The organism is Actinomycetota bacterium, assembly GCA_040905475.1.
Classification (GTDB): Bacteria; Actinomycetota; AC-67; order AC-67; family AC-67; genus DATFGK01.
In genome coordinates this window covers 24111-35528 of the sequence record JBBDRM010000073.1, presented here as the reverse complement: position 1 = coordinate 35528, position 11418 = coordinate 24111, and the positions used below count along the sequence as shown (strand labels likewise).

At 68.3% G+C, this 11418-nt stretch carries 10 protein-coding genes; 7 read left to right on the top strand and 3 right to left on the bottom strand.

Annotated elements, in window-relative coordinates; translation table 11 throughout:
* Positions 1–1514, bottom strand: a 1514-nt coding sequence (locus WEB06_07575; protein ID MEX2555474.1) for an NAD+ synthase, incomplete at its 3' end; no start/stop codon positions are given.
* Between the two features lie 89 nt (positions 1515–1603).
* On the opposite strand from WEB06_07575, the gene WEB06_07570 reads away from it, so the two are divergent.
* From WEB06_07570 to WEB06_07560, 3 genes are read left to right on the top strand one after another with little or no spacing between them, the layout of a single operon-like run.
* Positions 1604–2857 (top strand): Glu/Leu/Phe/Val dehydrogenase dimerization domain-containing protein, encoded by a 1254-nt coding sequence (locus WEB06_07570; protein ID MEX2555473.1) that lies wholly within the window; start codon positions 1604–1606, stop codon positions 2855–2857.
* A gap of 47 nt (positions 2858–2904) precedes the next feature.
* Positions 2905–3192 carry an antibiotic biosynthesis monooxygenase gene (locus tag WEB06_07565; GenBank protein MEX2555472.1) on the top strand — a complete coding sequence of 96 codons (288 nt, stop codon included), beginning with the start codon at positions 2905–2907 and terminating at the stop codon, positions 3190–3192.
* A 10-nt stretch (positions 3193–3202) separates the two neighbouring features.
* On the top strand, positions 3203–4540 hold the full coding sequence (locus WEB06_07560) for a glutamine synthetase family protein (GenBank protein ID MEX2555471.1): 1338 nt from the start codon (positions 3203–3205) through the stop codon (positions 4538–4540).
* Here WEB06_07560 and WEB06_07555 read toward each other — a convergent pair.
* On the bottom strand, positions 4537–5460 hold the full coding sequence (locus WEB06_07555; GenBank protein MEX2555470.1) for a TIGR03619 family F420-dependent LLM class oxidoreductase: 924 nt from the start codon (positions 5458–5460) through the stop codon (positions 4537–4539). The two genes, WEB06_07560 and WEB06_07555, sit on opposite strands and share 4 nt — an antisense overlap.
* Before the next feature lie 4 nt (positions 5461–5464).
* The gene (locus tag WEB06_07550; GenBank protein MEX2555469.1) at positions 5465–6217 is read right to left on the bottom strand and encodes a Type 1 glutamine amidotransferase-like domain-containing protein; all 753 of its coding nucleotides are present in this window, start codon (positions 6215–6217) and stop codon (positions 5465–5467) included.
* Positions 6218–6244: 27 nt separating this feature from the next.
* On the opposite strand from WEB06_07550, the gene WEB06_07545 reads away from it, so the two are divergent.
* The 4 genes from WEB06_07545 to WEB06_07530 all read left to right on the top strand — a co-directional run bounded on the left by WEB06_07545 (position 6245) and on the right by WEB06_07530 (position 11418).
* Positions 6245–9160 carry a bifunctional [glutamine synthetase] adenylyltransferase/[glutamine synthetase]-adenylyl-L-tyrosine phosphorylase gene (locus WEB06_07545; GenBank protein MEX2555468.1) on the top strand — a complete coding sequence of 972 codons (2916 nt, stop codon included), beginning with the start codon at positions 6245–6247 and terminating at the stop codon, positions 9158–9160.
* Positions 9157–9999 (top strand): alpha/beta hydrolase, encoded by an 843-nt coding sequence (locus WEB06_07540; protein MEX2555467.1) that lies wholly within the window; start codon positions 9157–9159, stop codon positions 9997–9999. Before WEB06_07545 ends, WEB06_07540 begins: the two co-directional genes overlap by 4 nt.
* A 55-nt stretch (positions 10000–10054) precedes the next feature.
* Positions 10055–10375, top strand: a complete 321-nt coding sequence (locus tag WEB06_07535; protein ID MEX2555466.1) for a helix-turn-helix domain-containing protein — start codon at positions 10055–10057, stop codon at positions 10373–10375.
* A 293-nt stretch (positions 10376–10668) separates the two neighbouring features.
* The gene (locus WEB06_07530) at positions 10669–11418 is read left to right on the top strand and encodes a hypothetical protein (protein ID MEX2555465.1); all 750 of its coding nucleotides are present in this window, start codon (positions 10669–10671) and stop codon (positions 11416–11418) included.

Sequence of the window (11418 nt, the reverse complement as noted above, 5' to 3'; positions counted from 1 at the left end):
CGGTCCTCCTCGACATAGGCGTGGAGGATGGGATCGAGCAGCTCGTACGGCGGGAGCGAGTCGGTATCGAGCTGATCCGGGCGGAGCTCGGCGCTCGGCGGCTTGGTGAACACGCGAGCGGGGATCGCCGTCGGGCCGCTCGCGTTGCGCCACCCGGCCAGCTCGTAAACGAGCGTCTTCATGACGTCTTTCAGCACGGCGAACCCGCCGGCGAGGTCGCCGTACAGCGTCGAGTAACCGGTGGCGAGCTCGCTCTTGTTGCCGGTCGTGAGAACGAGGTGGCCGAACTTGTTCGACAAGGCCATGAGGATGGTGCCGCGGACCCGCGACTGGAGGTTCTCCTCGGTGACGTCGGGCTCGCGTCCGAGGAACGGCTCGGCGAGCGTGCTGAGGAACGCCTCGTGCGCATCGTTGATGGGAACGACGATGAAATCGATCCCGAGGTTGGTCGCGAGCTCCTTCGCGTCCTCGAGCGACTCGGACGATGAGAACCGCGACGGCATGGCGACGCCGAGCACGTTCTCGGGCCCGACCGCGTCCGCAGCTACGACGGCCGTGAGGGAGGAGTCGATGCCTCCGGACAGCCCGACGACGCACGACGCGAAGCCGTTCTTCCGGCAATAATCCCGCGTCCCCAACAGCAGGGCGCTGTAGACCTCCTCGATTGGGTCCATCGCGCGGCGCGTTCGTGCCGGCGGCTTGGGGCGCGCTCGCGGTTTCTTGGGGGCCGGCGTCAGCCGGACCACTTCGTTGCGGCGGGTCGAACGTGGGGCTTTGCCGGCCACCTCGAGATCGACGACGAGAAGGTCCTCGGCGAACTGGGCGCCGCGAACGAGCAGGCGGCCGGCCGGGTCGTAAACCAGCGAGTCGCCGTCGAAGACCAACTCGTCCTGACCGCCCACCGTCTGCAAGTAGACGAAGAAGACCTTGTTCTCGCGCGCCCGCTGACGGAGCAGGACCTGCCGCTCGAAGCTCTTGTTCATGTGGTACGGGGAGGCATTGATGTTGACGATCACCTCGGCGCCCGCCTCGGCCAGCACCCGGACTGGCCCGTCGCCGATCCATGCGTCCTCGCAGACGCTGATGCCGACGGGTATCCCCTCGACCACGAAGACCGGGTACCGGGTGCCGCGCGTGAAATAGCGGATCTCGTCGAACACCCCGTAGTTCGGCAGGAACGTCTTGTGATAGATGCCCTGGATGGCACCCCTCCACAGCACCGCCGCGGCGTTGTGTATGCCGGCATCGGTGCGATCCACGAAGCCGGCGACGACCGCGGTCTCGCCGACGCCGGCGGCCAGCGCCTTGAGTTGACGGAGGTTCTCCTCGACGAACGAAGGCTTGAGGACGAGGTCCTCGGGCGGGTAGCCGGTCACCGCCAGCTCGGGGAAGACGGCGAGGTCCGCCTCGGCGCGCTCGGCCTTGGCCAGCCATCGCCTCATGAGCGCCACGTTCCCGTTGAGGTCGCCGACCGTCGGATTCACCTGGGCCAGCGCGAGCCGGAGCGTGCGCATCCTCTGAAGGCTAGCGCGGCCCGCGCAGGGGTTGCCACCACCGTGGGAGAATCTTCCGAGCGCGCGCGGCGCCGGCGGGGGGAGGGCCCATGACCGTCAAGCTGTCGGACCGGATGAGCCCACACGAATCGGTCACATATTTCTTCGAGCAGGCGGCCGAGCGGATCGACTTGGAAGAGGAGATGCGCGACGTGCTTCGCGGCTCCTACCGGGAGATGCAGGTCCAGGTTCCCGTCCGGATGGACGACGGCCACCTCATGGTGTTCAACGGCTACCGCGTCCAGCACAACGGTGCCCGTGGCCCGTACAAGGGCGGCGTTCGCTACCACCCGTCGGCCGACATCGACGAGGTGCGCGCTCTGGCAGCGCTGATGACGTGGAAGACGGCGATCGCCGACCTGCCGTTCGGCGGCGCGAAGGGCGGCGTCCAGTGCGAGCCGTACATGATGAGCGAGGCCGAGCTGCAGAAGCTGACCCGCCGCTACACGCAGATGATCGGCTACGTCCTCGGCGTCAACCGCGACATCCCGGCACCGGACATGAACACGAATGCGCAGACGATGGCGTGGATGATGGATGCCTACGGCCAGCGCTACGGCTACGCGCCGGCGTGCGTGACCGGAAAGCCGATCGAACTCGGGGGATCGCTCGGTCGTGAGGCCGCGACCGGGCGCGGGGTCGTCAACGTCATGCAGCAGTACGCCAAGGACAAGGGGTTCCCGCTCGAGGGCGCGAGCGTCGCGGTTCAGGGGTTCGGCAACGTCGGCTCCTTCGCGGCGCGCATCGCCGCCGAGGCGGGCGCCAAGGTCATCGCCGTCTCCGACGTGCGCGGCGGCGTCTACGCGGACACCGGCCTGGACATCGAAAAGGTCTGGAAGCATCGGGACGAGACCGGTTCGGTCGTCGGGCTGCCGGGCGCCGACGCGATCTCCAACGACGATCTGCTCCTGCTCGGCGTCGACTGGCTCGTGCCGGCCGCGCTCGGTGAGGTGATCCACGAACGCAACGCGTCGAAGATCCGCGCGAAGGTCGTGGTGGAAGCGGCGAACCATCCGGTCACACCGGTTGCGGACGCGACGCTCGACGCCGCCGGGATCGTCGTGATCCCCGACATCCTCGCCAATGCAGGAGGAGTCACGGTTTCCTACTTCGAGTGGACGCAGAACATCCAGCAGTTCCGCTGGGACGAGGAGCAGGTGAATACGCAGCTGGCGAAGGTCATGGCGAAGGCGTACGCGGACGTCGCGGCGCGCGCCGGCGACTGCCGTAACCTCCGCGAAGCTGCGTTCGTCGTCGGGGTTTCGCGCGTCGCACGGGCCGCGCGGTTGCGTGGGTACGTGTAACCCCACCGCTTGGTAGGCTCGCCACGTGCGATAGACGGGAGGACGGTATGTTCGGAACGGTCGGACGCATGAAAGTGAAGCCCGGAAAGCTCGACGACCTCGTCAAGCTTATGGACGAAGACCAGCGCGACATCGACGGCTCGGTCGCTTTCTACCTGTACAAGGTCGAGGGGAAAGAGAACGAGCTCATCATGGTGGTCGCGTTCCGCGACAAGGAGTCGTACTTCAAGAACGCCGACGACGCTTCCCAAGACGAGTTGTACCGAAAGATGGTGGCGCTGCTCGAAGGTCCGCCGACGTGGGAGGACGGCGAGATCATCGCGAACGGGCGCTAAACTCGTCTCCGTGGATCCCACCCGCGATCAGATCTCCTACGTCCTCCGCACCGTCGAGGAGCGGGACATCCGCTTCATCCGGCTGTGGTTCACGGACGTCCTCGGGTTCCTGAAGTCCTTCGCGATCACCCCGGCCGAGCTCGAGGTGGCGTGCGAGCAAGGCATGGGCTTCGACGGCTCGGCGATCGAGGGCTTCGCCCGCATCCAGGAGTCCGACATGCTCGCGCGGCCCGACGCCTCGACGTTCCAGATCCTCCCGGTCTCGCGTGGGAACCCGTACCTCGAGGCGCGGATGTTCTGCGACATCGTCACGCCGGATCACGCGCCGTTCCCCGGCGACCCGAGGTGGGTCCTACGCCGCAACCTCGAGCGCGCGGCCGCGAAAGGGCTCACGTTCTACGTGCACCCGGAGATGGAGTTCTTCCTCTTCAAGTCGTCGACCGAGCCGGTGCCGCTCGATCAAGGCTCGTACTTCGACCAGACGCCTCTCGACTCGGCGCAGGACTTCCGGCGGCAGGCGATCCAGACGCTCGAGCAGATGGGGATCTCGGTCGAGTACTCCCACCACGAGGTCGCGCCGTCGCAGCACGAGATCGACCTCCGATTCGCCGACGCGCTCACGATGGCCGACAACATCATGACCTACCGGCTCGTCGTGAAGGAGGTCGCGCAGGAGCGGGGCATGCACGCGACGTTCATGCCGAAGCCGATCCAGGGTCAGTGGGGGAGCGGCATGCATACCCACGTCTCGCTGTTCGAGGGCGACCGTAACGTCTTCTTCGACCCGAAGGGCCAAGCGCACCTCTCGAAGGTCGGCAAGCAATTCGTCGCGGGCCTGCTGCGCCATGCCCGCGAGATGACCGCGATCCTGAACCAATGGGTGAACTCGTACAAGCGGTTGGTGCCGGGATACGAGGCTCCGACGACGGTGGGTTGGTCGCGATACCTGCGTTCGGCGTTCGTGCGCGTCCCGGGAGCGAAGCCCAAGAAGGAGGCGTCGGCGCGCGTGGAGATCCGCTCGCCCGATCCGGCGTGCAACCCGTATCTCGCGTTCTCGGTGATCCTCGCGGCCGGGCTGCGCGGTATCGAGGAGGGCTACGAGCTCCCCGACGAAGCGTCGGAAGAAGTCGATGCGCTCACGCCGGAGGACCGCGCCGCGAAAGGCATCCAGTCGCTGCCCGACGATCTGTCGGTCGCGTTGAAAGAGATGGAGCGCTCCGAGCTCGTCGCCGAAGCCCTCGGCGAGCACGTCTTCGAGCAGTTCCTGCGCAACAAGCAGGCGGAGTGGAACGCCTACAAGTCCTACGTGTCGCCCTTCGAGCTCGAGCGCTACCTGCCGTTGCTCTAGACGCTCGCGGCCTCGAGCGGGACCGCGACCTCGGCGCGAACGCTCGCGAGTTCGCTCTCCCAGTCCTTCGGTCGAAGAACGGGTGTGACGACGAACTTGCTCGCCCCTTGCTCGACGAAACGCTCGAGGCGCGAGCGGAGCTCGGCCGTTCCGCCCAGCACGACCAGCTCGCGCGGGTCGACGCCCGGCCGCCGTGCTGCGACCACGGCAAGGATCTGCTCGGGGTCGGCGGCGCCGTCGGGCAGGTAGGGGACCAGCGCGCCGAAGTGCTCTTCGTCGATGGCCCGTTCGGACTCCGCGGCGTGCTCGCGGATCGCGGCGGCCATGCCCGCGTACTCGTCGACCGCGATGAACGAGGGGAGCCACCCGTCGCCGAGCTGGGCGACCCGGCGAAGGGCCGGCTTGGAGACGCCTCCGAACCAGACGTCGGGAGCCGGTTTTTGAAGCGGTTTCGGGCCCACGGCGACGTCGTCCACCCGGAAGAAGCGGCCGTCGAACGTGACCCGCTCCTGCGTCCAGACCATGCGCATCAGCCGGACGGCTTCCTGGGTTCGAGCTGCGCCCTCGGTCCGGTCGACGCCGAAGATGCTGCGGTCCGACCCTCCGTCTACGCCGAGCCCGAACGCGGCGATGAGCCGTCCGTTCGACACGACGTCGAGCGTCGCGAGCTGCTTCGCGAGCAGGACCGGATTGCGGCCCGGAAGAACCATCACGCTTGGCCCGAACTTCAGCTTTCGCGTTCGACCGGCGACCGCCGCCATCGCGACGAGCGGGTCGGGCGCGTCGAGCGTCACACGCTCGGAGAACCAGATCGAATCCCAACCGTCGCGTTCGGTGGCGTCGACGATCGACCAAAACGTGTCGTGATCCCATCCGGCGAGCGAGAAGCTCGACAGGCCGAGTCCGACGCGGATCTTCACGACGCTAGAAGCGCGTCCCGAGCGCGAGCCCGAGTGGACACTCGACCGTCGTCCCGGCGCGGTGCTCGACGGGGTCGCCTCCGTCGGCGCCGATGATGGTTAGGGCGCCGTTGCCCATGACCGTCCATCTCTCGCCGTCTCCGCACGCCGCGGTGTCCTCGTCGATACCGAACAAGACGTTGTCGGCCGGGACGGAGTCGATGATGAACCGACGCAAGCCTGGGAAGAACGATTCCACCGCGTCGAAGTGCGTTGGGATGCTGGCTCGGGTGAACAGCGGCAGACCGGGCACCCAGCGCAGGTCGTTCAAGTCGATCGTCGCCGAGGTGACGTCGGGCGCGACGGAGCCCACCGCACTGGCGCCTGCGCTGCATCCTCCGAACGCGGTTCCGTGCGCGAGCGCGTCGAGCACGGCATCCCAGAACGGCGTGTCGCGCAACGTGTCGGCGAGGTACCCGGGGTTGCCTCCAGAGAAGAAGATGTAGCGCGCATCGGCTACCTCATCGACGAGCTCTGCGCGCAGCGCGTCCTCGCGCGTCTTCAGCGGCAGGACCTCTGGGGTCAGCCCGATCGCCGTGAAGTGTTCGGCGCCCATGCCGGCCCATCTGTTGAACACGTCGTCGCCTTCCGGTGCGGACGCGGTCGGAAGGATCAACGCACGATCGGAGGATGCGGTCGCGTGCTCCGCGGCCCAGCGATCGACGTCGCGAGCCCAGGGGAGGAACTCTCCCGATCCGAGCAGGGCGAAGACGGCCATCTCGCGCGAAGGATAGGGTTAGACGTCTTGGCGACGCCAACCCGAACCGACGAGCTCTCACACGCGCTCGCGCGCGCCGGATTCTTGCGTCCACAAGACGCGGCGCGTCATCTCGCGGCCTGCGCGCTCGACGGCGAGGCGCTTCGCCGTGTGATCGCGGCGTGCGCGGAAGCGCCCGATCCGGACCTCGCCGCGGCGCAGCTTTGCCGGTGGATCGCGATGAGCGGACGTGTTCCGTCCAGCGCCTATCTCGAGCGGCTCGCCGCGGTGCTGGGCCTTTCGACCTCGCTCGGCGCCTTCCTTTCCCGGCATCCGGGGCAAGCCGACGTGCTCCGCGACGGCTCCGCGCTGCAGAAGCCCCGAACCCGGAAGGGGCTGACCGACCAGGCGTTGCGCGCCGTCCATTCCTCGGACGATCCGGCAACCGCCCTTCGCATCTGGAAGCGTCGCGAGGTCCTGAGGATCGCGTGCCGGGATCTGGCGGGTGGAGCGTCGGTCGAGGACGTGGGCCGTGAGCTGGCCTTCCTCGCCGAGGGATCGCTGCGCGCCGCTCTGGCGTCGCTCGAGGAGGAGCACCCCGCGCCGCCGCAAGCGCGGTTCTCCGTGATCGGGATGGGCAAGCTCGGCGCCGAGGAGCTCAACTACGCCTCCGACATCGATGTGATGTTCGTGTTCGACGCTCCGGACGAGCGAGCAGGGCATGCATGGGCGCAGGCGGTTGCGGACGGGATCCTCCATCGGCTGGCCGCGACGACGGAGGAGGGCCAGGCGTTCCGGGTCGACACGTCGCTTCGGCCCGAAGGGCGCGACGGGCCACTGGTGCGTTCGATCGCGGGGTTCCGGACGTATTACGAGCGGTGGGCGAAGCCGTGGGAGTTCCAGGCGTTGATCAAGGCGCGTCCGGTTGCCGGGGATCCGACCTTGGGGCAGCAGTTCACGGATCTGGCTCGTCCGTATGTGTATCCGGAGCGTCTGTCGCCCGAGGCCATCCGCGAGATCCGCGGCATGAAAGCACGCGCCGAACGCGCGCTCGCCGCGCGCGGCGTCGCGCAGCGCGAGGTGAAACGGGGACCCGGCGGGATCCGGGATATAGAGTTCGCCGTCCAACTGCTCCAGCTCGTCCACGCGCGGCGCGACACCTCGCTCCGTAGCGGGAACACGCTGGAGGCGCTGTCCGCACTCGCGCACGGCGCATACGTGGGGGACGACGACGCCGCCGACCTCGCCGGGGCGTACAAGTTCCTTCGCAAGATCGAGCACCGGCTGCAGCTCGCGCAGGAGCGGCAGACCCACACCGTTCCCGAGGACGAGGGACGGCGCAGGACGCTCGCGCGTTCGCTGGGCTTCCGCGACTCGCCGACGCAGACGGCGCTCGAGGCGTTCGAGGAGGAGTGGCGGCGAACGCAAACGCTGGTTCGCCGCATCCACGAGAAGCTCTTCTACCGTCCCTTGCTCGAGCGCTTCGCTCAGGCGCCGGCGCTCAACCCCGATGCCGCTCAGGAGCGGCTGTCGGCGCTCGGGTTCAAGTCGCCGGGCCGTTCGCTCAAATTCCTCGGGGATCTGACCAGCGGCCTCTCGCGTCGCGCGCAGCTGATGCGGAATCTCCTCCCGGTGATGCTCGATTGGATGGCCGACGCGCCGGACCCCGATCTCGCGGTCTCTGCGTTCCGGGATGTCGCGCTTCGGGTCGGCAGCAACCCGGCCGCGCTCGCCGCGTTGCGCGACGCGCCGCCGGTCGTGGAGCTGCTCTGCCGGGTGCTCGGCACGAGCAAGATGCTCGGCGAATACCTGCTGCACGTCCCGGACTTCGTCGCGGCGCTCGCCGACGAACGCACGCTCGCGCGCAAGACCCGCGAACAGCTCCACGCCGAGGCCATCGAGAACGTCGAATGGCGTTCCGAGCCCGAGACGCGCGACGCGGCGATCCGCCGTCTCAAACGTCGCGAGGTGCTGAGGATCGCGTGTAGGGATCTGGCCGGGGGCGTGTCGGTCGAGGACGTCGGCCGGGAGCTGGCGTTCCTCGCGGAGGGGGCGTTGCGCGCCGCGACCTCATCCTTGGAGGAGGAGCATCCGGCTCCCCCCGGTGCTCGCTTCTCCGTCGTCGGGATGGGCAAGCTGGGCGGGGAGGAGCTGAACTACGCCTCCGACGTCGATGTGATGTTCGTGTTCGACGCGCCGGACGATCGGAGCGGCTATGCCTGGGCGTCGGCGATGGGCGAGGGGCTGCTCCAACGGCTGGCCGCGACCACGGAGGAGGGCCAGGCGTTCCGGGTGGATGCGCGGTTGCGTCCCGAGGGGAAGGACGGGCCGTTGGTGCGTTCGATCGCGGGGTTCCGGGCGTATTACGAGCGGCGGGCGCAGCCGTGGGAGTTCCAGGCGTTGATCAAGGCGCGTCCGATTGCCGGGGATCCGACCTTGGGGCAGCAGTTCACGGATCTGGTTCGTCCGTATGTGTATCCGGAGCGCCTTTCGCCCGAGGCCATCCGCGAGATCCGCGGCATGAAGGCCCGGATCGAGAAGGAACGCCTCGGCCCGCGGGAGGATCCGAAGTTCCAGATGAAGGTCGGGCGCGGCGGGCTCGTCGACGTCGAGTTCACCATCCAGCTGCTCCAACTGATGCACGGTCACCGCGACCCACGGCTCCGCGCGCAGACGACCGTCCATTCGGTCGCCGCCGCCGCCGACATGGCCCTGCTCGATCTGGAAAAGGCTCGGTGGCTCGTCGATGCGTACCGCTTCCTCAACCGCACGCGCAACGTCCTCTACCTGATCCGCGGCCGGCCGCAAGACGCTTTGCCCCAGACGCCCGAGGATCAGGAAGTGCTCGCGAGGGCGCTCGGGTACGCGGCGCCCGGAGCGCGGGTCCAGTTCATCGAGGACTATCGCCGCGTCACCCGGCGCGCGCGACAGGTCTGCGAAGACGTCTTCTACGGCGGCTCATGAACGAGCGCACCGTCGTCGCGTCGGGCGTTCGGATGTTCGTCCGCGAGGAGGGGGCCGGCGATCCGGTCGTCCTGCTGCACGGCTTCCCGCAGACGGGAGCCTGCTGGGGTGCCGTCGCGGAGCGGCTGGCCAAGCGGTACCGAGTGATCGTCCCGGATCTGCCCGGGTTCGGCCGGAGCGGCGCTCCTCCACGGTACGAAGCAGAGGCCGTGGCCGGCGTGCTCGCGACGTTCCTCGACGAGCTCGGTGCGTCCCCTGCGACGATCGTCGGGCACGACTGGGGCGGCTCGCTTGCCTTCGCGCTCGCGTTGACGCACCCGGGCGAGGTGTCGAACCTCGTCGTGATCAACGCTCCGTTCCGGAAGCTCGATCTCAAGCGCGGGTTCCATTTCCTCGCGTTCAACGTCCCATTCGTGCCGGAGCTCGCGTTCCGGCTCGTCGGGGACCGGCTGGTGACTTCCATGCTCCGCGCCGGGGCGGCCCGCAAGGACGTCTTCGATGAGGACACGACACGCCCGTACCGTGAGGCGTACGCGGATCCGGCGAACGTTCGCTCGGCGCTCGCGTACTACCGGACGATCACGCGCAAGATCATCGCACGGCGGGTTCGACCGGGACGCCGTGACTCGACGTCCAGAACGCCGAGACGCATCGAAGCTCCCACGCTCCTGGTTTGGGGGATGCGTGATCCGGTGCTACCCGAGTCGATCCTCACCGGGATCGAGCGCGACATCCCGCAGGCTCGAGCGGTTCGTCTTCCGGACTGCGGACACTTCGTCCCGGAGGAATGCCCCGACGAAACCGCGGGCGCGATCGAGTACTTCCTCACCACCGGCTGAGCGGCGCGTTTCGCTCCACTGGACTCCGCGATCGTCGGTGAGAGGATGGCGCATCGTGTCCAACGCTTCCGGAACCAAGCGACCACGCAGCGCTGCCGAGTCGCGTCGCCGCGCCCTGCGTCGCGTGTACCCCTCCGCCCCCGACCGGCCGCGCTTCCTCGAGGCGCGCCTGCTGCGCGCAGGTGAGGTCGCGGCGTTACTCCAGGTGAGTCGCCGGAGCGTAGCCGCCTGGGCTCAGCGCGGGTTCCTCCCGTTCATCGAGACGCCCGGCGGGCACCGCCGCTTCCGCGCAGCCGACGTCCGTGCGCTCATCGCGTCGCTCAAACGCGTCGCCGACGTCGAGTCCCTTCCCCCGCATCCTGCTCGTCGCGGCTGAACGCGCGAGCGACGTTGGCGTAGTTCGCCCTACTCGCCGGCCGTTGCCCCGTCGGCAGTTTCCGTAGAACTCCCGATGGTTCCGTCGCGTTCTCCCACGCATGATGTGAAGGGGAAGGGTGGGAAGAAAGCCACGCGCAGGGACGACGGGAAGCGACCCGGGCCTGAGGCTGAACGCCTGCGCCTCATCGACTCGCTCTATGCGGACGATCCCGGCCGCGCTCCGGACTGGCTCGAGACAAGGCTGCTCTCCACCGGTCAGGTCGCCACACTTTCCTCGTGAGCAGGCGGAGCGTGACCGCCTGGGCACAAGGCCGGAAGCTCCCCTACGTCACGACGCCCGGTGGCCACCGACGATTCCGCGTGGGTGACGTCCGAGCTTTGCTCGACGCCGCTGCGGCGCCGAGCCGACAAGAACGAGCCGTGTACTCGACGAGCACGAGGACTGAGGAGGGCATCATGCGCAAGATGTTGCTGGGCACGATGATGCTGGCGGTAACGGCGGGACTCATCGTCACCCATGCGGCGACGCTCGGCTTGGACCAAGCCTGGCCGTTCGCTGTCGGGTTGGCACTCGCGCCTCTCGGCGCCCGCGGACGCGGGCTCGTCCGAACGTCGCTCAGCATCCTCGCCGGTATCGCGATCGGCGTCGGGGCGTTCGTCATCGTGAGCCTGTGGATGCCGTTCATCCCGGTGTCCTTCGGAATCATGGTAGGCGTCGCGGTCGCCGCGATGGGCCTGATGGCGTCGTTCCTGCCGAGGCAGTTCCAGCTCCCGCCGATGCTCATCGCCTTCGCCGTCTTCTTCGCATCGTACGAGCCGATCTGGAGCGCGAACCGGGCAGGGTTCTACGGCCAGGCACCCGCGGCGGCGGCGAGTGTTCTTATCGCGCTGTTCGGCGGTCTCCTCGTCTCGTACGGCGCCTCTCGGATCCTCGCGATCGAGGCTCGGCAGCGTGCCGGCGAGGTGATCCCGTTCCGGGCGCGGATCCAGCTGTCCGACACGGGCGACCGCCCCGCAACTGCCGCAGGGGGAGGGATCTAG

Coding starts and splice junctions, on each gene's coding strand:
- WEB06_07570 (MEX2555473.1), top strand. CDS start 1,604: ATGACCGTCAAGCTGTCGGACCGGATGAGCCCACACGAATCGGTCACA.
- WEB06_07565 (MEX2555472.1), top strand. CDS start 2,905: ATGTTCGGAACGGTCGGACGCATGAAAGTGAAGCCCGGAAAGCTCGAC.
- WEB06_07550 (MEX2555469.1), bottom strand. CDS start 6,217: ATGGCCGTCTTCGCCCTGCTCGGATCGGGAGAGTTCCTCCCCTGGGCT.
- WEB06_07540 (MEX2555467.1), top strand. CDS start 9,157: ATGAACGAGCGCACCGTCGTCGCGTCGGGCGTTCGGATGTTCGTCCGC.